We start from the raw sequence: 21,885 nt of genomic DNA on the forward strand, positions 1-21,885 counted from the left end.
GGGGCGCCCCGGCGGGCGCCGTGTGGAGGATGTGCAGTCTAGACGCGGCTGCTGACACTCGCTGACCGCGACCTTTGAATTCGGAGGCTGGCGCCAAATGAAAGTTCAAGTTGTAAAGGAGGCCTCATGAACGCTCCGGCCTGGCCCAGGACGGCGCGAAGGTGTCCTAGGCAGTGCCGTTGAACTGATGGGAGCCTTTAAGCGATGCCAGGGTCTTCTTATGTACCTCACCCATGCCATAGGAGCGTCGCCATGTCTTTGCCAGTTCCTGAACCCTTGGATATCCCGGACCCGAACATCGACGATCCGGCACTGCCGGAAACGCCCTCGCAAGACCCCACGCCCAGCCCTGGGCTGCCCGGCCAGGCCCCGGCCATTGGCGACCCACCCAGCGAAGCGCCAGCGGAAAAAGCGTAGCCGTCGCATCCCGCCTATGCTGGGCTGAAGACAGGCCGAACCAAGGCAGTGGGATCCTGTCTGATAAGGTTGACCAACTGTTTGGCCCAGTCTTGGCAAAAACGCAGGCCAAGGCTGCATGGATGCCCGTTGAAGCCCAGGGTCGTGGCTGTCAGGATGCCCTCATCCCAGTCATGGCATGCTTTGCGGGCCCGCATCAACAATAAGCAGGGACTATGCGAATGTCTGCACAGGCTATTTCCGCACGCGGCCAGGAAGCCGAACTGTTCAATGACCTGATACTAAGCCAGGTACGCAACCGCGTGGGTTACCTCACGCTGAACCGTCCCGCCGGGGTCAACGCGTTGACCTTGAGCATGGTGCGCGAATTGCACCGGTGTCTGACCGAGTGGGCTGACGATCCCGAAGTGCTTGCAGTGGTATTACGCGGAGCGGGTGAAAAAGGCTTCTGCGCCGGCGGCGATGTCCGGGCCCTTTGTGATAGCCACAAACGCCACGACACCGTGCATAAGAACTTCTTCAGGGAGGAGTACCAGCTTGACCTGCTGCTGCACCTTTACCGCAAGCCGGTAGTGGCCTTGATGGACGGCTTCACCCTTGGCGGTGGCATGGGCCTGGCGCAGGCGGCGGAGCTACGCGTGGTCACCGAACGCAGTTGGCTGGGCATGCCTGAAACGGCTATCGGGTTTTTCCCGGATGTGGGCGCGACTTATTTTCTTTCCCGGCTGCCTGGGGCTATCGGTCTCTACCTGGGAATCACCGGCGCGCGGCTGCAGGCCGCCGACGCCCTGTATTGCGGCTTGGCGGACTGGTACGTGGAACACGACCGCCTGGCCCAGTTCGAGGAGCGACTGGACCGCACCGACTGGTCACCCATGCCGCTCAAGGACATTCAGAACATCCTTGCCAAACTGGGTGCCCAGGTGCTGCCCGAGCCGCCCCTGGACCGACTGCGGCCGGCCATCGATCATTTTTTCAACCAACCGGAGGTATCCAGCACTATTGAGCAGCTACGTCAGGTGAACGTGGCCGACAGCCGCGACTGGGCGTTGCGCACCGCCGATGAAATGGCTTCGCGTTCGCCCTTGGCGATGGCGGTCACCCGCGAAATCATCCTGTTCGGTCGGCAGTTGAATCTGGAGCGCTGCTTCCAGATGGAACTGCACCTGGCCAACCAATGGTTCGAGCGTGGCGACCTGCTTGAAGGGGTACGCGCCATGCTGGTAGACAAGGACAAACGGCCGCGGTGGAAACCTGCCCCCGGCCCACGACAATTACAAGAACTGTTCGAAGGCCTCTAGCCTCGTCGCCTCCGGCGCTGAGGTCTTCAAAGGAGTGGACGATGCAAGACCTCGAGCTGAGCGAAGAGCAGGTAATGTTCCGGGACATGGCGCGGCAGTTTGCCCAAGGGCAGATCGCGCCTCATGCCCAGGCCTGGGAACAGGCCGGCTGGATCGACGACAGCGTGGTGGCCCAGATGGGCGAGCTGGGCCTGCTCGGCATGGTGGTGCCCGAGCAATGGGGCGGCAGCTACCTGGACTACGTCGCCTACGCGCTGGCCGTCGAAGAGATCTCCGCCGCCGACGCCGCCGTGGGCGCCATGATGAGCGTGCACAATTCGGTGGGTTGCGGCCCGATCCTCAAGTTCGGCACTTCGGCCCAGCAGGATGCCTGGCTGCCTCGCCTGGCCAGCGGCCAGGCCATCGGCTGTTTCTGCCTGACCGAGCCCCATGCCGGTTCCGAAGCCCATAACCTGCGCACTCGCGCCGAACGCCAGGGTGATGAGTGGGTACTCAACGGTGCCAAGCAGTTCGTCACCAACGGGCGCAGGGCCGAACTGGCCATCGTCTTCGCCGTCACCGACCCGCTGCTGGGCAAGAAAGGCCTTTCCGCCTTCCTGGTACCCACATCCACGCCCGGTTTTGTGGTGGATCGCAGCGAACACAAGCTGGGTATCCGCGCCTCCGACACTTGCGCCATTACCCTGAGCGATTGCCGGGTGCCAGTGGCGAACCTGCTGGGCGAGCAAGGCAAGGGCCTGAGCATCGCTTTGTCGAACCTGGAAGGCGGAAGAATCGGCATCGCCGCCCAGGCAGTGGGCGTAGCTCGGGCCGCCCTGGAAGCCGCGCTGGATTATGCCCGTGAACGGGTGCAATTCGGCCAGCCTATCGCCGAGCACCAGAGCGTGGCCAACCTGCTGGCGGACATGCACACCCGGGTCAATGCCGCGCGGCTGCTCGTACTGCATGCGGCCCGCCTGCGCAGCGCCGGCCTGCCCTGCCTGTCCGAAGCCTCCCAGGCCAAGCTGTTCGCCTCGGAGATGGCCGAGTGGGTCTGCTCCAAGGCCATACAGGTACACGGCGGATACGGTTACCTGGAAGACTACCCGGTAGAGAAATACTACCGCGATGCTCGCATTACACAGATCTACGAGGGCTCCAGCGAGATCCAGCGCATGCTGATTGCCAGGGAGCTGGTGCGTAACGGGCTCTGAGCGGTCCTCTGCCGCCCCGGAGGGGGCGGCAGACCTGAGCCAGGCGCTCACTTGAGGCACAGCAAGCGGTAGACACCCTCCTGGACTTCGATGCCATGGGTGTCATGGGCGAACGCAGGAAACGCCCGGTCGAAGGCTTGCAGGGCCATCAGGTATTCAAGGAAGGGCCCGTCCAGCGCTCCCAGGTTCTCCCCGGGCATGATCAGAGGAATGCCAGGCGGATAGGGCACGATCCCGGTGGCCGCCGTACGGCCTGCTGCCTCTTCCAGCGTCAGCAACTCCACTTCATTGCGCACAAGCTTCTCGTAGGCCTCCACGGGGCTATGCTCGGCCCGGGGCAGTTGGCTGAAGGCCCTGGCCATGGCGGCGGTAGTGCCGAAGCCGGTCATGGCCGTGAAGATCTCCTCGCACAAATCCCGCAAACCCATGCTGCGGTAGCGCTCGGCGCTCTGGACGAATTCTGGCAGGCAGCTCTCCAGGGCCATGTTCTGGTCGAAATCCTTCTTGAAGTCGAGCAGAGCATTGACCAGCGTGCCCCATTTGCCCTTCGTGATACCGATGGAAAACAGGAACAGCAAGGTAAAGTCCGTGGTTTTTTCCACCACTATGCCCTGCTGGCTCAAGTAGGCGGTCAGGACATACGCCGGTATCCCGAACGCTTCCAAGGTCCCCGCCTCGCTCATGCCCGGCGTCAGCACTGAGACCTTGATCGGGTCCAGCATGCAATAGCCATCTTCAAGATCTCCGAAGCCGTGCCAGGCCTCGTTGGGTCGCAACACCCAATGTCGGGGGTCGCTCTTGAGCTGGGCAGGCTCGGCCGCGTAGAAGGGCACGGGGCCGCCCTCTGTCTCCACCTGCTCGGGCTGCCAGCAGGTGAAGAACCATTCCCCCCGGCTGGCGAAATCAGCATGCATCCGGCTGATCACCTGACGGAACGCGATCGCCTCCTCGATGGATTCGTTGGTGAGAATCTGACCGCTTGGCGCCTCCATCATGGCCGCGCTCACATCACAGGAGGCCAGCACCGCATAGTTGGGCGAGGTGGACGCATGCATCATGAAGGATTCGTTGAAGCGCCCATGACTGATGGCATTGCGACCATCGCGAACATGGATCATCGACGCCTGGGACAACGCTGCGAGCAGTTTGTGGGTGGACTGGGTAGCGAATACCGTAGGCCGGCTCTCGTCCGCGGGGTCCGGCTCGCCATGCATGGCGAAGCGCTCCCGGTACAGCGGGTTGAAGCGCGCGTAGCCGTACCAGGCTTCGTCGAAATGCAGTCGGTCTACGCTGCGGCCGAGCAGGTCCTCGACCCGGGCGACGTTGTAGCACAGCCCGTCGTAGGTTGAATTGGTGATGATGGCGTGCACCGGAGTCGGGTCCAGCCCTTCGCATACCAGCGGGTTGTTGGCGATGGAGGCCTTGACCGCCTCCGGCGTCAGCGCCGCGGCGGGAATGGGCCCGATGATGCCGTAGCGGTTGCGGATGGGCAGCAGGTAGGTAGGGATCGCCCCGGACAGGGTCATCGCATGCTCGGCCGACTTGTGGCAGTTACGATCGCACAAAGCGACCTGGTCCCGGGTCACGCTGGCCATGAGGATCACCCGGTTGGACATGGACGACCCGTTGGTCACGTAATAGGTGCGGTGGGCCCCGAACACCTTGGCCGCGTAACGCTCCCCCTGCCCGATCGGCCCACTGTGGTCCAGCAGCGAACCGAGCTCGCCGACGGAAATCGACAGGTCCGAGCGCAGCAGGTTTTCCCCGAAGTATTCGTAGAAAGCGCGCCCGGCCGTGCTCTTGAGGAACGCCGTGCCGCCGGCGTGACCCGGGGTATGCCAGGAGTATTCGTATTCACGGGAGAAGCGCAGCAACGCGCTGAACATCGGCGGCAGCACCGCTTGTCGATAGTGCTCGATGGCTGCCAGTATGCGCCCACTCAAAAAGGCGCTGGTGTCTTCGGGCAACCAGATGAAATCATCAGCGTGTTGCATCACGATCAGCGGAATGTTGGTCGCGGTGCTGCGATCGCTGATCAGGAAAACCGGCACGCGGGTGTTGCGCTCCCTCAGGTCCTTGAGCAGTTCGATGCAGCGTTGGTTGCCTTCGCTGTCGTCGATGCCCCAGTTCAGCAGCAGGCACTGGATGGCCGGGTCCGTGCGGATGATCGCGCGGGCATCTTCCAGTACCTCGGACAGCAAGACACTGATACTGCGCTCCTCCACGCCTGCGATCAGCTGATTCAACGCCCGGCCGAACACGGTGCGCTTGTCCGGCGCGCTGCTGACCAGCAGGGCCAGCATCCCCAACTTGTGTTTGCTTTCGTACATGGAAGCTCCTTAGATCCTGGGGACACTATGGGTATGGCGCGAAGGCATGCCTGCTTCCAACATGACGATGCCTGAGCCCAGCATGTTCACGGCCGTCAAGAGCGTAAGCTGCACCACGCCCATCTTCTTGGTGGTAGTCATGGCGACTCCCCTGCAAAGGAATTGTCCGGGTCAGCTTAGTTGTCGCTGGTGAAAAGGGCAGGATGAGGGGTGATTTGTCGCAGTGGCTTTGGGTAGGACTCATCGACAGGCCTGGCACCGCTCGCTTCGCGGGTTCCTACAACCCTTGCGTGATCGCAGCCTGGCAGTCGAGCAAGGCCACCTTGTGCGCCGCTTCCTGAGCACGGATGCGGGCCGCGGGGCCCACCAGACTCAGTCCATACACTCCCTGGGCCGTGGCGAGTGCTACCGCCATGGCCCCTACTCCAGGCATGTGCTCCTCATAATCACAGGAAAAACCCTGAGCGCGGACGTCCTCGAGTTCTTCGAGCAACTGCGCCAGGGTCCGGGTATTGGGGGTGAGCTGACGCATCTTGCCTTCCAGTAACTCGCGCACGCTGCGCTCGGGCATCTGCGCCAGGATGACCTTGCCGCAGGAGGTGGCATAAATGCTCAACAGGCTGTTGACACCAGGTGCCACCCGCAGCTCCTGACTCGAGACCACACAGTGCAGGATCATGAGTTCCAAGCCGCTGGCATGGGCCAGCACGGCCGTCTCCCCGGTGCGCTGAGACAAGGCCTCAAGGTGCGGGCGGGCCCGGGCCGTCAGGTCGAAATGGCTGCGCGTGGCCAGGCGCATCAACGCCGGGCCCAGGCGAACCCCCGCGCCGGCACCGATCTCCACCAGCTGTTCCACGGCCAAAGCGTCGACCAGTCGTTGCACCGTCGAGCGAGGCAGCTCGATTCGCTTGGCGATGGCGCCAAGGCTCAGGCCCTGAGGCTCGGCTTCCAGACAGCGCAGAATCGCCGCTGCGCGGGAAATTACCTGGATACCGCCGCGCTCTGCGTCGGAAAGACTCATCGCTATTTGCTCCCTGTATTGCTGAACGGTACACTGTACCGAAATTTGATGCTACCTGCCGGTTTCTTTGCAAAGCCGGTTCATTTGTAAAGGACGTTCCGTGACTGCAAGCCCCACCCTCCAGCCCCGACTCGCCCTGGGCCTGGTGGGCGTTCTGATCGCCGCCCTGACCTCGGGCATCAACGACCGTGTCACCGATATCGCCCTGGCGGACCTGCTCGGAGCCTACGGCCTCGGTCATGACGAAGGAAGCTGGTTCACGTCGCTGTATGCCGCCGCCGAGGTGTGCGCCATGCTCCTGGCGCCCTGGTTCGCGGTGACATTCTCCCTGCGCCGCTTCGCCGTGACAGCCACCTTGGCTTTCGGCTTGCTGGGGATGCTTGTGCCCCTGGCCCCGAACCTGTCCAGCTTGTTACTGCTGCGGGTGCTCCAGGGTGTGGCGGGCGGCGCCCTGCCACCCCTGCTGATGACCGCGGCCCTGCGTTTTCTCCCTTGGCACATCAAACTGTATGGCCTCTCCGCCTATGCGCTGACCGCCACCTTCGGGCCAAACCTGGCGCTGCCTCTGGCGGCGCTGTGGAGCGAGAACGCTGACTGGCGTTTACTGATGTGGCAGATCGTCCCGTCCTGTCTGGTCGGTGGCGCGCTCATCGCCTATGGCCTGCCGCAAGACCCGCTGCGCCTGGAGCGCTGGCGCCAGTTCGACTGGCGTGGCGCCCTGCTGGGCGTCGCTGGCTTGGGTTCGCTGGTCATTGGCCTGACCCAGGGCGAACGCCTGGACTGGTTCGCCTCTCCGCTGGTGGCCGGCCTGCTGCTGAGCGCCGCGGTGTGCTTGCCGCTGTTCGTGCTCAATGAGTGGTTTCACCCTTTGCCTTTGTTCAAGCTGCAGTTGCTCGCCCGGCGCAATTTCGCGTTCGGCATCGCCACGCTGATGCTGTTCATGTTCCTCGGCCTGGCCGGTAGCGCCCTCCCTTCGGCCTACCTGGCCACGGTCCAGGGTTATCGACCGCTGCAAACCATGCCCCTGGCAATGACCGTCGCGCTTCCCCAACTGGTGGTCGCCCCGCTGGTAGCTTTCGTCATCAATCGCAACTGGGTCGACGCCCGCTACGTCATTGCCCTGGGTCTGGCCCTGCTGACCAGCGCAACCGTGTTGGCCTCACAGGTCACCGGTGTCTGGATCCGCGACGATTTCTACGCCCTGCAGTTGCTGCATACCTTCGGCCAACCCATGGTGGTCGTGCCCCTGCTGATGCTCGCCACCGGTGTGATCCATCCACTGGAGGGGCCCTTCGCTTCCGCCATGGTGAACAGCCTGCGCGGGCTGGCCTCGGTGCTGGCCGGCGTGGCACTGGAGAACTTCGTCACCCATCGGGAGCACATGCATTCCAATCACCTGCTTGACCAGGTGGCCCTGCGCGCGCCCCAGTTACCCCAGGCGGACCTGGCCGGATTGGCCGAACGCGTACGCCAGCAAGCTTTCACCTTAACCTTCGCCGATGCCTGGCTCGCCCTGGTCGCCATTGCCCTCGGGCTGGCGCTGATCCTTTGGCTGCTGCCCGTGCGCGCCTATCCACCGCAACCCCCGGTAACGCCATGAAACATAGAACCGCCCTGCTCCTCGCTTTTCTGGCCATCGTAGCCTGTGTCGCCTACGCTGGCTGGCGCCTGACTGCCACCGGTGACCTAGAACGCACTGACGACGCCTACATCCGTGCCGACTCGGTGCTGGTGGCGCCGCGCCTGGCTGGGCAGATCGTCGAAGTGGCCGTGCAGGACAACCAGAAAGTCAAGGCAGGCCAGCTCCTGGCCCGGCTGGACGACAGCGAGTTCCTCGCCGCCCAGGCCGCGGCCCAGGCCAAGGTCGCCGGAGCGCTGGCCGAGCTGAAAAACCTGGAAGCGGGCATCCAGCGCCAGGCGGCTATCATTACTCAAGCCGGCGCTACCCTGCGTGCGACCGAGGCGTCTTTGAAATACGCCCAGGCCAATGCCCAGCGTTACCTGAACCTGTCCAATAGCGGCGCGGGAACTCAACAGGAGCGTCAGCGCTCGGAGGCTGAGCTGCTCGGGGCCCAAGCCGCCCGGGAGCGCGACGCTGCCGCCCAGGTCGCGGCTGCGCGTAGCCTGGACGTGCTCAAGGCGCAGCGTGAAATGGCCCAGGCGACCCTGGACAGCGCCCGTGCCGAGCTGCGTCAGGCCGACCTGAACCTCTCCTGGACGCGCATAGTCGCGCCCCAGGACGGCATGATCGGCCAGCGTTCGGCCCGTGTCGGCGCCTACGTGGCGCTGGGCACACCGCTGATGGCGGTGGTACCTGTGGATGATCTCTACGTCGTCGCCAACTTCCGGGAAACCCAGCTGGCCCGCATGACCGCCGACCAGCCGGTGAGCATCCGGGTAGACAGCCATCCGGATGTGCCCTTCCATGGCCATCTGGAAAGCCTGGCACCAGCCACCGGGCTGAGCTTCTCTGCTATCGCCCCGGACAATGCCACCGGCAATTTCACCAAGGTGGTGCAGCGTATCCCTGTCAAGATTCGTTTCGATGATAACCAGGACGCTCTACAGCATCTGCGGGTGGGCATGTCGGTGGTGGTGGATGTGGATGTCAGCGGAGGTGGCCAATGAGCCGCCGCATCCCGGCTCTCCTGCTATTGGCCGCCATGCTGGCGGGCTGCAGCGTCGGGCCAGACTTTCAGCCACCGCAACCCGAGTTGCCCGAGCAGTGGGAAGCTGGTACCAGCCCGGGTACGCTGGACAGCCAATGGTGGCAGCGCCTGGGCGATCCGCAACTGGCGAGCCTGGTAGAGCGCGCCGCCGGCGCCAACCTGGATGCCCGGATCGCCGCCAATCGCCTGGAGCAGAGCCGTCTGCTACTGGCTATCAGCAGCGGGGATCAGCTTCCATCCCTGGCGGCCACTGGAAGTTATGCCCGCGAGCGCAACAGTGGCGAAGGCCTGAGCGACCCTTCCGGGCGCGAAGGCAAGGCACCGTTCGAAATGTGGAGCCTGGCCGCCGATGCCAGTTGGGAATTGGACCTTTGGGGCCGGGTACGCCGTGAGGTAGAGGCTGCCGACGCACAGGTGCAGATCAGCCGCGCCGAGCGCGATGGCCTGTTGCTCAGCCTCGCCGCTGAGACTGCCAGCGACTATCTGCAACTGCGTGGGGTACAGGCGCAACTGGCGGTAACCCGCCAAAACCTGGAGATCGCGCGGCAAAGCCAGCAGTTGACCCAGGCGCGCTTCGACAATGGGGTGACCACTCAACTGGATGTGGCCAACGCCGCCGCCCAGGTGGCCACGGTAAGCGCTCGCCTGCCCGTGCTCGAAGCCGAGCAGGCCCGTCTGATCAATGCCTTGAGCGCGCTGCTTGGCCTGGCGCCCAGGGCCTTGCGCGAGGAGCTTATCGCTGCGCGGCCGCTGCCTCGAGCCGAGGACGAGGCCCCGTTGGGTCTACCGTCGGAGCTGGCGCGCCGCCGCCCGGACATCCTGCGCAGCGAGGCGGCCCTGCACCGCTCCACCGCGGCGGTCGGGGTAGCCCAGGCCGACTTCTATCCTCGGGTGACCCTTGGCGCCCGCTTCGGTGCCGAGGCGCTGGAAGGTAGCCAGCTGGACAGCTGGGGCGCCCGCGACTGGTCCTACGGCCCGAGCCTGTACCTGCCCTTGTTCCAAGGCGGTCGCCTGAGCGGAACCCTGGCCCTGCGCGAGCACCAGCAGCAAGCGGCCGCCCTGGACTATAGGCGTACCGTGCTCAATGCCTGGCATGAGGTCGATGACGCACTGAGCGACTACGCCGCCGAACAGCGCCATCAGCAGGCCCTGGCCGAAGCGGTGCACCAGAACGACCTGGCCCTGGCGGCCGCGCGCCAGCGTTATCGTGAAGGCGCCATCGATTTCCTCAACGTGCTCAACGTGCAGCGCGCCCTGCTGGATACCCAAAGCGCCCATGTCTCTAGCGCAACCCAGAGTGCCCTTGACCGAGTGCGCCTGTATAAAGCGCTTGGTGGCGGCTGGCCAACGCCAGGTCCTGTGTAGAAGAGCCAGCGCAGCGGCGGGCGGACCGTCCGTCGCCGCCCTGGCACCTACAGCGCAGCCGCGACACCAATGAAAGGTAATCCCCACCTTCGGAGATTTACCCATGAACATGAACAAGATTGCTGGCCTGGTCTTCGCCAGCCTGCTGGGCGTGGCCTCGGTGGGCGCCGTCGCGGCGGAATCGACCACCACCACCCCGCCTTCGAGCGGTAACACCACCAACCCCTCCACTACCGGTGGTGGCAACGGCCACGATGCCGCTGGCATGGGCCAAAGCACCCCCGGCACCCCGGGAACAGGCACCGGCGGCATGAGCAATGGCACAGGCGGTGGCGCGGATGGTGGCGGCGCGGGTGACGGCGGCGGCTCCAGTGGCGGTGGCAGCGGCGCGGGCGGCTCCGGCGGTGGCTCCGGCGGTGGCGGCTCGGGAGGCTAACCCTTGGCCGCAGGTCACTCAGCCGGCTCGCTGCCTCGTGCAGCCGCCGGCTTTCGTTTGCCTACCCTTCACTCAGGGCGCCAGCCCCCGCCCAGCGCCACGATCAGGTTGACGCTGGCCACCAGCCGATTCTGCAGTAGGTCCAGCACGTTGCGCTCATTGCTCAGCGCGGTGGCCTGGACATTGACCACATCCAGGTAACCGATCAGGCCGGCCCGGTATTGATTGGTGGTCAGACGCAACGATTCCCGCGCCGCGGCCAGCGCCTCATCCCTGAGCAGCGCTTCATCCTCATACACCTTCAGTTGGCTGAGGTAGTCCTCCACCTCGCGCATGCCATCGAGAACCGTTTGCCGATACTGGGCCACGGTCTGGTCATAGGCCGCTTCGGTGCGCTGCACCTCGGCCGAGCGTTGTCCGCCATCGAACAGGGTCAAGGCCAGTTGCGGCCCCACCGACCAGTAGCGGTTCGGCAGGCTGAGCCAGCGCGCTGAGGTGCTCGAACTGTAGCCACCGCTGAGGCTCAGGGTGAAATCCGGGTAATAGGCAGCCTTGGCCACGCCGATCTGGGCGTTGGCGGCGATCACGGTACGCTCCGCCGCGGCGATGTCCGGGCGCCGCTCCAGCCAATGGGAAGGCACCTGCACCGGCACGGCCGGCAGCGCCGGTACGTCGGCAGCTTCCGCCAGGCTGAAATCCGCCGGCGGTACCCCTACCAGTACGGCAATGGCGTTCTCCAGCTGAGCGCGCTGCCACTGAAGGTCGACCAGCTCGGCCTCGGTGGTCTTTAGCTGGGTGCGCGCCTGGGCAATGGCATCGCTGCCTGCCACGCCGGCCCGGTATTGATTCTCCGTCAGGGTCAGCGAGCGGCGATAGGTGTCGACCGTGGCCTGCAACAGTCGCTTCTGCGCATCGAGCACCCGCAGCTGTAAGTAATTCTGCACCAACTGGGACTGCAGGCTCAGGCGCATGGCGGCCAGGTCCGCCTGGCTTGCCCCAGCGTTGGCGGTATCGGCTTCCAACCCACGGCGCAGCTTGCCCCAGAGGTCGGCTTCCCAGCTCACGCCAAGTTGGGCGTTATAGGTATCGCGAATGCCGCTGCTGGCATTGCTCAGGCTCGAGCCGCTGCTGCCACTGCCCTGGGCGGCCCGGGTCTTGCCCACGTTGAGGCCCAGGCTGGGGAAGAAGGCGCCCCGGGCGCTTCGCACCAAAGCCTGGGCCTGGCGGTACTGGGCTTCGTATTGGGCTACCGTCTGGTTACCGGCATCGAGGCGGGCGACCAGCGCATCGAGCTGGGCGTCCCGGTACAGCGCCCACCACTGCCCGCGCTCGAGCTCATCGGCGGGCGCTGCCTGACGCCATCCCTCGGCCTGCTTGAATTGCACCGGGGTGGCCACGGCCGGGCGCTGGTAGTCGGGGCCCACCGCGCAACCGGCCAGCCAGCCAGCGCAGCAGGCCAGCAGCAAGGGCTTTAAAGCCAGGCGGGAAACGCGATACAGGGGCGGCAGGGTCATAGGGAGGTTTCCAAGGCGGCATCGGTACGCACGCCGCGCCAGCGGTTATAGCGATGGCGCAGGCGGTCCAGGGCGAGGTACACCACAGGGGTGGTATAGAGGGTCAGAATCTGGCTCAACAGCAATCCGCCGATGATCGCTAGCCCCAGGGGCCGGCGCATCTCGGCGCCATCTCCCGTGCCAAGCAACAAGGGCAGCGCGCCCAGCACCGCGGCCAGGGTCGTCATCAGAATGGGGCGCAGGCGCAGCAGGCATGCCTGACGGATCGACTCCAGTGGTGGCAGGGCCCGCTCTCGCTCCAACTGCAGGGCCAGGTCGATCATCAGGATGGCATTTTTCTTGACCACCCCGATCAACAGGAACAGCCCAAGCAGCGATATCAGGCTGAACTCCCCCCCGGTCAGGTAAATCGCCAACAACGCCCCCACGCCTGCCGAGGGCAGTGTAGAGAGAATGGTCAGCGGATGGATGTAGCTTTCATAAAGAATCCCCAGGATCAGATAGACGCCCACCAGCGCGCCCAGGATCATCCACGGCTGGCTCTTCTGGGCATCCATGAAGGCGTTGGCGTTGCCACCGGCCTTGACGATCAACGCATCGGGGATGCCCAGGCCCGCCAGGCCACGCTCGATGGCGGCGGTGGCCCGGTCCAAGGGCACGCCCGGCGCCAGGTCGAAGGAAATGGCCTCGGAGGCGAACTGGCCATCGTGGCTGACGGTATCGTCGGCCAGGCTGTTCTCGTAGCGTGCAATGCTGGCCAGCGGGATTCGCTTGCCGGAGGAGGTGATCACCTGGACCTGGTCCAGGGTGATCGGGTCCTGGGCATAGCGAGGGTCCACCTCCATGACCACCTGGTACTGGTTGAGGGTGTCGTAGATGGTGGAAATCTGCCGCTGGCTGTAGGCGTTGTTCAGTACGGTCATCACGGTATCCATATCCACCCCCAGGCGCTTGGCCTGGTCGCGATCCACCACCAGGGTGACCTGCGCGGTGCCGGCGCCATCCCGGGCATCGATGGCGGCCAGTTCGGGCAGGCCACGGAACAGGGCGACCACCTTGGGGAACCAGGTCCGCAAGGTAGCCAGATCGCCGCTCTGGATCACGTACTGATACTGGGAGCTGGCGTTGTCCCGGGCGCCGCCGAATTGCAGGTCCTGGTCCGCGAACAGCATCAGGCGGCCGCCAGGGATTTTCGGCACGCTGCGACGTAGCCGCTCGATCACCTGCTGGGCCGACACCTTGCGCTCGGCCAGGGGCTTGAGCCGCACCAGGATGGTCGCGTTGTTGGTGCCGTTGTTGCCGCCCAGGGTTGCTGCCACGCTGGCCACCGCCGGGTCGGCCAGGATGGCGTCGCGGAACTGATGCATCTTGGGCTGCATGACGGTGAAGGACAGCCCATCGTCGCCTCGGATGTAGCCCATCAGTTGGCCGGTATCCTGTTGCGGCATGAAGGTCTTGGGCACCACAACGTAGAGCGCCACGTTGAGCACGATGGTCGCCAGCAGCGACAGGAGCGTCAGTACCGGGTGGCGTAGCACCCAGCCGAGGGTGCGGTCGTATCCGGCCATCAACCGCTGATTGGCCGCCTCGCTCCAACGCTCCAGGCGGTTGGGCTGGCCGGGCTGCCGGGCCTTGAGCCACCGCGAGCACAGCATGGGAGTGAGCGTGAGCGAAACCAGCAGGGACACCAGCACCGCGGCCGCGAGCGTGATGGAAAACTCCCGGAACAGGTTCTGAATAATTCCGCCCATGAACAGGATCGACAGGAAAACGGTTACCAATGACAGGTTCATGGCCAGGAGGGTGAAGCCTACTTCGCGGGCGCCCCGGTAGGCAGCCTCGACCGGCGCCACGCCATCGTCGATATGCCGGGCGATGTTTTCCAGTACCACGATCGCATCGTCCACCACCAGGCCGGTGGCGAGAATCAGCGCCATGAGCGACAGGTTGTTCAGGGAAAAGCCATACAGGTACATCACCGCGAAGGTACCGATCAGCGACACCGGCACCGCCAGGGTAGGAATCAGCGCCGCCCGGGCATTGGCCAAGAACAGGAACACCACCAGCACCACCAGCACTACCGCGACCAGAAGGGTCTGCTCGGCCTCGTGCAGCGTAGCCTTGATCACCGTGGTGCGGTCCATGGCCACGTCCAGTGCCACGTTGGCCGGCAGCAGCGAGCGCAAGGCCGGCAGATGCCCCTTGATGGCTTCCACCGTCTCGATGATGTTGGCTCCGGCCTGCCGATTGATCACCAGCAGCACGGCGTCCTGGCGGTTATAGAATCCGCTGTTGTAACGGTCCTCCACGGCGTCGCTGACCTTGGCCACATCGCCCAGGCGCAGGATGGCCCCATCCTGCTGACGGATGATCAGTGGTCGATAGTCCTTGGCCTGCTCCAGCTGGTCATTGGCCTGGACCTGCCAGGCATGCTGGGCGTCCTCGACGAAGCCCTTGGGTTGGCGCACATTGGCGCCATCGATGGCGCTGCGCACGTCATCCAGGGCGATACCGTACTGGTTCAGCCGGGCCGGCTCCAGCTCGATGCGCACCGCCGGCAGCGAGCTGCCGCCGATCTGCACCTCCCCCACCCCGCTGACCTGGGCCAGGGTCGGAGAGAGAATGGTCGAAGCCAGGTCATACAGGCGTCCTTTATCCAGGTAGGGCGAGGTCAGCGCCAGCACCATGACCGGCGCCTGGGACGGGTTGATCTTCCTGTAGGTAGGCATGCTTTTCATGCCGCTGGGCAACAGGTTGCGGGAGGCGTTGATGGCCGCCTGCACTTCCCTGGCCGCGCCGTTGATGTCCCGCCCCTGCTCGAACTGCAGAATCACTCGTGTCGAGCCCTGGCTGGAACGGCTGTTCATGCTGGTCACCCCGGCGATGGCGCCGAAGGCGCGCTCCAGTGGCGTGGCGACCGACGAGGCCATGACTTCCGGGCTGGCCCCGGCCAGGTTGGCACTGACCACGATCACCGGAAAGTCCATCTGCGGCAACGGGGCCACCGCCAACTGGCCGAAGCTGATCCCGCCCAGGAGCATGATCGCCAGGCTCAACAGCATGGTCGCTACCGGTCGCCGGATGAACGGGCCTGAGAGGTTCATGCTTGTACCCGGGCCGGTGCTTGGCGGGCGAAGCGGCGGCTCACACGGTCGAACCACAGGTAGATGACCGGGGTAGTGAACAGAGTCAGCAACTGGCTGACCAACAGGCCGCCTACCATCACTAGCCCCAGGGGCTGGCGCAGCTCGGCGCCAGAGCCGCTGGCGAACATCAATGGCAAGGCGCCGAAGAGCGCGGCCAGGGTGGTCATCAGGATCGGACGGAAGCGCAGCAAGGCGGCTTCGTAGATAGCGGCTTCGGGCGCCAGGCCTCGGCCTCGCTCGGCTTCAAGGGCAAAGTCGATCATCATGATGGCGTTCTTCTTGACGATCCCGATGAGCAGGATGATCCCGATGATGGCGATCATGCCCAGGTCCTTGCCGCTGAGCAGCAATGCAAGCAGCGCCCCCACCGCTGCCGAAGGCAGGGTCGAGAGAATGGTGATGGGGTGGATGTAGCTCTCATACAGCACGCCAAGCACGATATACATGGTAACCACGGCCGCCAGCACCAGCAGCAGGGTACTTGACAAAGAGGCCTGAAAAGCCGCCGCCGCGCCCTGGAACGACGTCTGCACGCCCAGCGGCATGCCGATGTCCTGCTGCACCTGCTCGATCACCTTTACCGCCTCGCCGAGCGCTACGCCTTCGCCGAGGTTGAAGGACAGGGTGACGGCCGGGAACTGGCCCAGGTGCGAAATGGCCAGCTGGGCCTGGCGTTGCTCGATCCGCGCCAGGCTGGACAGACGTACCTGGGTAGCCGCGGTGATCGCAGTGTCATCGGTGCTGCCGTTGGCCGCCGACCCGGTACCGCTGCTCAGCGAGGTACCGCTGTCGCTGCTGGTCGAGCCGGCGGCGCTGACCTTCACATACAACTGCTCCAGCGCCTGGGGGCCGATGCGCCCGCCGTCCGCGGACTGCAACACCACCCGGTACTGGTTGGCCTGGGTATAGATGGTCGAAATCTGCCGCTGGCCGAAAGCGTCATAGAGCGCGTTGGTGATATCTGTAACCTTCACCCCCAGGCGCATGGCCGCATCGCGGTCGATATCCAGGTACACCTGCAGGCCTTTGTCCTGAAGGTCACTGGCCACGTCGCGCAACTCCGGGCGCTGGCGCAGGGCATCGACCAGCCTGCCGGACCATTCTGCCAGCAGTTCCCCGTCTGGCGAGGCCAGGCTGAACTGGTACTGGGTACGGCTGACCCTGTCCTCGATGGTCAGGTCCTGGACCGGCTGCATGAACAAACGCACCCCTACCAGATGATCCACCTGGGGTTGCAGGCGGTCGATCACCTCGGCGGCGCTCAGGTCACGTTGCCCGTGGGGCTTGAGGTTGATCAGCAAGCGGCCGCTGTTGAGGGTGGCATTGTCGCCATCCACGCCAATGTACGATGACAGGCTTTCCACGGCGGGGTCGCGCAGGATGATCTCGGCCAGCGCCTGCTGGCGTTCACTCATGGCCTGGAAGGACACCGCCTGGGGTGCCTCGGACACCGCCTGGATGAAGCCGGTGTCTTGCACGGGGAAGAAGCCCTTGGGCACCAACAGGTACATCACCACTGTCAACGCCAGGGTCGCCACCGCCACCAGCAGGGTCAGCGGCTGGTGACGCAGCACCCAGCCCAGCCCTGTTGAATAGCGCGCCACCAGCCAGTCCAGCCAGGCGCCGCTGGCGCGGTAGAAGCGAGACTGCTCGGTTTCGGCCGGCTCGCGCTTGAGCATCCGGGCGCACATCATGGGCGTCAGGGTCAGGGACACCACCAGGGAAATCAGGATGGCCACTGCCAGGGTAATGGCGAATTCCCGGAACAGACGGCCGACCACATCTCCCATGAACAGCAGCGGAATGAGCACCGCGATCAGGGAGAAGGTCAGCGAAATGAGGGTGAAGCCGATTTGCCGGGCGCCCTGGATGGCCGCCTGGAATGGCGTCTGACCTTCTTCTATATGGCGGGCGATGTTCTCCAGCATCACGATGGCGTCGTCGACCACGAACCCCGTGGCGATGGTCAGCGCCATGAGCGTTAGGTTGTTGACCGAAAAGCCGGCCAGGTACATGACGCCGAAGGTACCGATCAGCGACAGCGGAACAGTGATGGAAGGAATCAGGGTCGCGCTCAGCCGCCGCAAGAACAGGAAGGTGACCATCACCACCAGGGCAATGGCGAAGAGCAACTCCTTCTGCACATCGCGCACCGAGGCCCGGATGGTCTGGGTGCGATCGCTCAGGATGGTCACGTCCAGCCCGGCTGGCATGCTGGCGGTCAGGCCAGGCAGCACGGCCTTGACCCTGTCCACCACCTCGATCACGTTGGCGCCCGGCTGGCGCTGGACATTGAGCAGCACAGCCTGGCTTCGGTTGGCCCAGGCAGCCAGGCGCTCGTTCTCGGCACCGTCGACGATCTCGGCCACATCGCGCAGGCGCAGGGGCGCGCCATTCTTGTAGGTAAGAATAAGGTTGGCGTATTCCTCAGGGGAGCGTAGCTGGTCGTTGGCATCGAGCATCGACACCCGGGTGGGGCCATCGAAGTTGCCCTTGGGCTGGTTGACGTTGGAGGCGCCGATCAGGCTGCGCACGTCCGCCAGGTTCAGGCCCGCCGCTGCCAATGCCTGGGGGTTGACCTTGATGCGCACCGCATGGCGCTGGCCGCCGGCGATGCTGACCATGCCGACGCCGCCGATCTGCGCGATCTTCTGGGCCATCCGGGTGTCCACCAGGTCGTTCACCTTGGGCAGGGGCAGGGTCTTGGAACTGATGGCGATGGTCAGCACCGGCGTATCGGCCGGGTTCACCTTGTTGTACACCGGGGGCGCGGGCAAGTCGTTGGGCAACAGGTTGTTGGCCGCGTTGATGGCGGCCTGCACTTCCTGTTCGGCCACGTCCATGTCCAGGGCCAGGCTGAACCTCAAGGTAATCACCGAGGCGCCGCCGGAGCTGGTGGAGGTCATCTGGGCCAGGCCGGGCATCTGGCCGAACTGACGTTCCAGGGGCGCGGTCACGGCGCTGGTCATCACCTGCGGGCTTGCTCCGGGGTAAAGAGTCATCACCCTTATGGTGGGGTAGTCCACCTGGGGCAATGCCGAGACGGGCATCAGCCGCCAGCCGATGAGGCCGGCCAGCACGATCGCCAGCATGCTTAGGGTGGTGGCGACCGGGCGAAGGATGAACAGCCGCGACAGGTTCATGCGCCAGCCTTGGCGCCAGGCGCGACTTCGCTGGCCGGGGTGCCTTGCAGTTGCTCGCCGGCGCCGGACGGCAAGGCGCGGTTGTCCTTGACCACTTCCACCTCACCACCATCGCGCAGGCGATCGGTGCCCTCGAGCACGATGCGATCGCCCTGGGCGAGCCCGCTTTCGATAACCGTGCGCTGCCCGTCGCTGGGGCCCACCTTCACCTGCCGCACCCGAACCTTGCTCGCGCCTTCGAGCACATAGACGAAGGTGCCCTCGGCGCCGAACTGGATCGCCGGGGCGGGGGCCAGCACGGCTTGGCGGAGCGTATCCACCAGCAGGCGCACGTTGACGAACTGGTTGGGGAACAGACGCTCATCCCGGTTCTCGAAGCGCGCCTTGAACTTCAGCGTACCGGTGGCCGTGTCGATCTGGTTGTCGGGACTGGCGAGTACGCCCTGCGCCACCTGCTCGCGGTCGGCGCGGTCCCAGGCTTCGACCACCAGGCTGCGTCCCTGGCGATACTGGGCCAGCACAGGGTCGATCTGGGTTTCCGGCAGGGTGAAGGCCACGCTGATCGGTTGGGTCTGGGTCACCACCGCTACCGCCGTGGTGTCATTGGCGGACAGCAGGTTGCCCGCGTCGAGCTGGCGCAGGCCGACCCGACCGGAAATGGGGGCGCGGATATCGGTGAACTGCAGATTCAGACGCGCGTCTTCAACGGCCGCGGTGTTGGTCTTGACGGTCGCCTGGTACTGGGCGACCAGGGCTTCCTGAGTGTCGAGGGTCTGCCGGGCGATGGAATCCTGGGCGAAGAGCTCACGATAGCGCTTCAGATCGACCTGGGCGTTCCTGAGCTGGGCCTGGTTTTCGCCCAAGGTCCCCTGGGCCTGCTCCAGGGCGATGCGGTAGCTGCGCGGGTCGATCTGCGCCAGCAGATCACCGGCCTTGACGGCCTGGCCCTCGCGGAAACTCACCTTGACCAGCTCGCCGGCCACCCGGGGGCGAACGTTGACCGTGTTCAATGCGGTCACCGTACCCAGGGCCTTCAGGTAAACCGGGAAATCCCCCAGCACTACCTCCTCCACCCGCACCGGAGTGGGCCCGCCAGCATCGCCCCAACCCGGGCGCATGGGGTTGGCGCCCGGCCGGCGCGCATGGCTCTGCCCGTTGGCCGCTGCCGGCTCGCCGGTAGCGCCCTTGTTGGCGCCGCGGTGCGTCCAGTACCAGGCCGCAGCGCCAATGGCGACCAGGAGTACGACAGCGATTGCCCCACGACTAAACAGTGGGGAACGGGATTTATGCGAACGATCGACCATGGCGCGGCTCAGCTTTCCTTCGGGAGGCTGAACGATAAGCACTGCGGCGCCATTCGCAAAGCGCATTTACCGGTCTTTTACGTATTGGCAACAGGGTGTTACCAAACCGACACACTTCAGATGACACCGAGGGAAGGGCGCACCACGACCGCGGCGCGCCGGAGGAAAAGCTTACTTCAATACCGCCAGAGCCGCGTCGTAGTTGGGCTCCTGACCGATTTCCGACACCAGTTCGCTGTGCAGGACCTTGTTCTGCTCGTCCAGCACCACCACGGCGCGGGCGGTCAGCCCCTTGAGCGGGCCCTCGGCAATGGCCACCCCATAGGCTTCGATGAACTCGCGGCCGCGCAATGTGGACAGGTTGACTACGTTCTCCAAGCCCTCGGCGCCGCAGAAGCGGCTCTGGGCGAAGGGCAAGTCCGCCGAGATGCATAGCACCACCGTATCGCTGAGCTTGCTGGCCTCAGCATTGAACTTGCGCACGGAGGTGGCACAGGTAGGGGTATCCACGCTGGGGAAGATGTTCAGTACCTTGCGCTTGCCGGCGAAGCTCTCAAGGGACTTGTCGCTCAGGTCACCGCCAACCAGGGAGAAAGCGGGCGCGGTGTTGCCTGGCTGCGGAAGCTGGCCGTCGATGCGGACCGGGTTGCCTTTGAGGGTCACTTGAGCCATGGAGCGATTCCTTCTATCGGTTTAACAGAAGTCGCGAGTTAAGCACGAATCGCTAGGCGGAACCATGTGCCATGCGTATCAAAATCCATGGCGTGCGACTATACCGAGCCAGCCTTGATGGCCGGGCTCAGCAAAGACGAACCGGCTTCCATTGATAAGGTCTATGAGATGATCGCTACAAGCGATTGGACGGTAAGCGGTATCGGTCTTAACGTGCCTGAGGTCCACAGACGGTCTGGCGCGGGCCTGACCGTGACATCGTGGCTGGGCATCTTTCCGGCTTGTCAGGGAGTACCTTACGGGCAGCCTGTCAAGCCAGCGCAACCGAAACATCATTCATGAGGCCTCAATGGCGCAGCGGCATCTGACCGACGGTTTTGCGAGACGGGTCGACTATCTGCGGATGTCAGTGACCGACCGCTGCGATTTCCGCTGCGTGTACTGCATGGCCGAAGACATGACCTTCCTGCCGCGCCAGCGCATCCTCACCCTCGAAGAGCTGCATGAGATGGCGCGGGCCTTCGTGGCTCTGGGCACGCGCAAGATCCGCCTTACGGGAGGCGAGCCGCTGGTACGCGCGGGGGTGGTCGACCTTTGCGCACGAATCGCCGCCCTCCCCGGCCTCGAAGAACTGTGCATGACCACCAACGGTTCGCAGCTGGCGCGCCTGGCCGCCCCCTTGCGCGAAGCCGGCCTCGCCCGCCTCAATATCAGCCTGGACAGCCTGAACCCGGAGCGTTTCCGGCAGCTCACCCGCACTGGCGACCTGGCCCAGGTGGTCGCCGGTATAGACGCGGCGAACGCGGCGGGCTTCACCCATACGAAGCTCAACTGCGTGGTGATGAAAGGGCGCAACGATGACGAAATCAACGACCTGGTCGCCTTCGCCATCGACCGCGGGCTGGATATCAGCTTCATCGAGGAAATGCCCCTGGGCGTGATCACCGAGCACAGCCGGGCCGAAGCCTTTTTTTCCAGCGAGCAGGTGCGCGAGCGCATCGCCGAACGCTACACCCTGGTGCCTGCAACGGACACCACCCATGGCCCATCCCGCTATTGGCGCCTGGCCCAGGCCCCGGATATCCGGATCGGCTTCATCTCGCCACACAGCCACAACTTCTGTGCCACCTGCAACCGTGTCCGCCTCACCGTGGAAGGCCGTCTGCTACTCTGCCTGGGCAACGAACACTCGGTCGACCTGAAGGCCATGCTCCGTGCCCATCCCGGCCAGCCGGAGCGTTTGGAACGCGCCATCATCGAGGCCATGGCGATCAAGCCGGCACGGCATGATTTCAGGCTGGATGACCAGGTACAGGTAGTGCGCTTCATGAACATGACCGGCGGCTGAGCCCCGCAGAGCGCTGCCCGGCAAGC

Annotated in this window: 16 protein-coding genes; 8 read left to right on the forward strand and 8 right to left on the reverse strand. The window is 64.7% G+C overall.

What is annotated here, in order from left to right:
- Positions 1–252: 252 nt before the first annotated feature.
- The 3 genes from BN1188_RS21485 (at position 253) to BN1188_RS06355 (ending at position 2,911) form a co-directional block, all read left to right on the forward strand.
- Entirely contained in the window at positions 253–417 is a 165-nt protein-coding gene (locus tag BN1188_RS21485; protein WP_157395806.1) for a hypothetical protein, read from the forward strand.
- Positions 418–638: 221 nt separating this feature from the next.
- Positions 639–1,718 (forward strand): enoyl-CoA hydratase/isomerase family protein, encoded by a 1,080-nt coding sequence (locus tag BN1188_RS06350; RefSeq protein ID WP_040260609.1) that lies wholly within the window; start codon positions 639–641, stop codon positions 1,716–1,718.
- Positions 1,719–1,759: 41 nt separating this feature from the next.
- Entirely contained in the window at positions 1,760–2,911 is a 1,152-nt protein-coding gene (locus tag BN1188_RS06355; protein ID WP_040260610.1) for an acyl-CoA dehydrogenase family protein, read from the forward strand.
- 47 nt (positions 2,912–2,958) lie between these two features.
- Here BN1188_RS06355 and BN1188_RS06360 read toward each other — a convergent pair whose 3' ends face one another.
- The 3 genes from BN1188_RS06360 to BN1188_RS06365 form a co-directional block, all read right to left on the reverse strand.
- Complete coding sequence (locus tag BN1188_RS06360) at positions 2,959–5,241, reverse strand: Orn/Lys/Arg family decarboxylase (RefSeq protein WP_040260611.1); 2,283 nt, start codon at positions 5,239–5,241, stop codon at positions 2,959–2,961.
- Positions 5,242–5,250: 9 nt separating this feature from the next.
- Positions 5,251–5,382: a hypothetical protein gene (locus BN1188_RS22090; RefSeq protein ID WP_267904435.1), complete on the reverse strand. Its 132-nt coding sequence runs from the start codon at positions 5,380–5,382 to the stop codon at positions 5,251–5,253.
- Positions 5,383–5,518: 136 nt separating this feature from the next.
- Positions 5,519–6,262, reverse strand: a complete 744-nt coding sequence (locus BN1188_RS06365) for an IclR family transcriptional regulator (protein WP_040260612.1) — start codon at positions 6,260–6,262, stop codon at positions 5,519–5,521.
- 100 nt (positions 6,263–6,362) lie between these two features.
- On the opposite strand from BN1188_RS06365, the gene BN1188_RS06370 reads away from it, so the two are divergent.
- The 4 genes from BN1188_RS06370 (at position 6,363) to BN1188_RS06385 (ending at position 10,732) form a co-directional block, all read left to right on the forward strand.
- Positions 6,363–7,862 (forward strand): MFS transporter, encoded by a 1,500-nt coding sequence (locus BN1188_RS06370; protein WP_040260613.1) that lies wholly within the window; start codon positions 6,363–6,365, stop codon positions 7,860–7,862.
- Positions 7,859–8,890: an HlyD family secretion protein gene (locus BN1188_RS06375; protein WP_040260614.1), complete on the forward strand. Its 1,032-nt coding sequence runs from the start codon at positions 7,859–7,861 to the stop codon at positions 8,888–8,890. The genes BN1188_RS06370 and BN1188_RS06375 overlap by 4 nt, the downstream gene beginning before the upstream one ends.
- Positions 8,887–10,296: an efflux transporter outer membrane subunit gene (locus tag BN1188_RS06380; RefSeq protein ID WP_040260615.1), complete on the forward strand. Its 1,410-nt coding sequence runs from the start codon at positions 8,887–8,889 to the stop codon at positions 10,294–10,296. Before BN1188_RS06375 ends, BN1188_RS06380 begins: the two co-directional genes overlap by 4 nt.
- 103 nt (positions 10,297–10,399) lie before the next feature.
- On the forward strand, positions 10,400–10,732 hold the full coding sequence (locus tag BN1188_RS06385) for a hypothetical protein (protein ID WP_040260616.1): 333 nt from the start codon (positions 10,400–10,402) through the stop codon (positions 10,730–10,732).
- Between the two features lie 68 nt (positions 10,733–10,800).
- Here BN1188_RS06385 and BN1188_RS06390 read toward each other — a convergent pair whose 3' ends face one another.
- The 5 genes from BN1188_RS06390 to tpx form a co-directional block, all read right to left on the reverse strand.
- Complete coding sequence (locus BN1188_RS06390) at positions 10,801–12,246, reverse strand: efflux transporter outer membrane subunit (RefSeq protein WP_052469178.1); 1,446 nt, start codon at positions 12,244–12,246, stop codon at positions 10,801–10,803.
- Positions 12,243–15,350 carry an efflux RND transporter permease subunit gene (locus BN1188_RS06395; RefSeq protein WP_040260617.1) on the reverse strand — a complete coding sequence of 1,036 codons (3,108 nt, stop codon included), beginning with the start codon at positions 15,348–15,350 and terminating at the stop codon, positions 12,243–12,245. The genes BN1188_RS06390 and BN1188_RS06395 overlap by 4 nt, the downstream gene beginning before the upstream one ends.
- Positions 15,347–18,535: an efflux RND transporter permease subunit gene (locus BN1188_RS06400; protein WP_040260618.1), complete on the reverse strand. Its 3,189-nt coding sequence runs from the start codon at positions 18,533–18,535 to the stop codon at positions 15,347–15,349. The genes BN1188_RS06395 and BN1188_RS06400 overlap by 4 nt, the downstream gene beginning before the upstream one ends.
- The gene (locus tag BN1188_RS06405) at positions 18,532–19,839 is read right to left on the reverse strand and encodes an MdtA/MuxA family multidrug efflux RND transporter periplasmic adaptor subunit (RefSeq protein WP_040261370.1); all 1,308 of its coding nucleotides are present in this window, start codon (positions 19,837–19,839) and stop codon (positions 18,532–18,534) included. The genes BN1188_RS06400 and BN1188_RS06405 overlap by 4 nt, the downstream gene beginning before the upstream one ends.
- 171 nt (positions 19,840–20,010) lie before the next feature.
- Positions 20,011–20,511 carry a thiol peroxidase gene (gene tpx / locus BN1188_RS06410; protein WP_040260619.1) on the reverse strand — a complete coding sequence of 167 codons (501 nt, stop codon included), beginning with the start codon at positions 20,509–20,511 and terminating at the stop codon, positions 20,011–20,013.
- 349 nt (positions 20,512–20,860) lie between these two features.
- On the opposite strand from tpx, the gene moaA reads away from it, so the two are divergent.
- Positions 20,861–21,859 (forward strand): GTP 3',8-cyclase MoaA, encoded by a 999-nt coding sequence (moaA, locus tag BN1188_RS06415; RefSeq protein ID WP_040260620.1) that lies wholly within the window; start codon positions 20,861–20,863, stop codon positions 21,857–21,859.
- Positions 21,860–21,885 lie beyond the last annotated feature (26 nt).

Source organism: Pseudomonas massiliensis (assembly GCF_000826105.1).
GTDB classification, from domain to species: Bacteria; Pseudomonadota; Gammaproteobacteria; order Pseudomonadales; family Pseudomonadaceae; genus Aquipseudomonas; species Aquipseudomonas massiliensis.

Excerpts from the sequence above, each read along its gene's own strand:
- BN1188_RS21485 (WP_157395806.1), top strand. The coding sequence starts at position 253 with ATGTCTTTGCCAGTTCCTGAACCCTTGGATATCCCGGACCCGAACATC.
- BN1188_RS06350 (WP_040260609.1), top strand. The coding sequence starts at position 639 with ATGTCTGCACAGGCTATTTCCGCACGCGGCCAGGAAGCCGAACTGTTC.
- BN1188_RS06355 (WP_040260610.1), top strand. The coding sequence starts at position 1,760 with ATGCAAGACCTCGAGCTGAGCGAAGAGCAGGTAATGTTCCGGGACATG.
- BN1188_RS06360 (WP_040260611.1), bottom strand. The coding sequence starts at position 5,241 with ATGTACGAAAGCAAACACAAGTTGGGGATGCTGGCCCTGCTGGTCAGC.
- BN1188_RS22090 (WP_267904435.1), bottom strand. The coding sequence starts at position 5,382 with ATGACTACCACCAAGAAGATGGGCGTGGTGCAGCTTACGCTCTTGACG.
- BN1188_RS06365 (WP_040260612.1), bottom strand. The coding sequence starts at position 6,262 with ATGAGTCTTTCCGACGCAGAGCGCGGCGGTATCCAGGTAATTTCCCGC.
- BN1188_RS06375 (WP_040260614.1), top strand. The coding sequence starts at position 7,859 with ATGAAACATAGAACCGCCCTGCTCCTCGCTTTTCTGGCCATCGTAGCC.
- BN1188_RS06380 (WP_040260615.1), top strand. The coding sequence starts at position 8,887 with ATGAGCCGCCGCATCCCGGCTCTCCTGCTATTGGCCGCCATGCTGGCG.
- BN1188_RS06385 (WP_040260616.1), top strand. The coding sequence starts at position 10,400 with ATGAACATGAACAAGATTGCTGGCCTGGTCTTCGCCAGCCTGCTGGGC.
- BN1188_RS06390 (WP_052469178.1), bottom strand. The coding sequence starts at position 12,246 with ATGACCCTGCCGCCCCTGTATCGCGTTTCCCGCCTGGCTTTAAAGCCC.
- BN1188_RS06395 (WP_040260617.1), bottom strand. The coding sequence starts at position 15,350 with ATGAACCTCTCAGGCCCGTTCATCCGGCGACCGGTAGCGACCATGCTG.
- BN1188_RS06400 (WP_040260618.1), bottom strand. The coding sequence starts at position 18,535 with ATGAACCTGTCGCGGCTGTTCATCCTTCGCCCGGTCGCCACCACCCTA.
- BN1188_RS06405 (WP_040261370.1), bottom strand. The coding sequence starts at position 19,839 with ATGGTCGATCGTTCGCATAAATCCCGTTCCCCACTGTTTAGTCGTGGG.
- tpx (WP_040260619.1), bottom strand. The coding sequence starts at position 20,511 with ATGGCTCAAGTGACCCTCAAAGGCAACCCGGTCCGCATCGACGGCCAG.
- moaA (WP_040260620.1), top strand. The coding sequence starts at position 20,861 with ATGGCGCAGCGGCATCTGACCGACGGTTTTGCGAGACGGGTCGACTAT.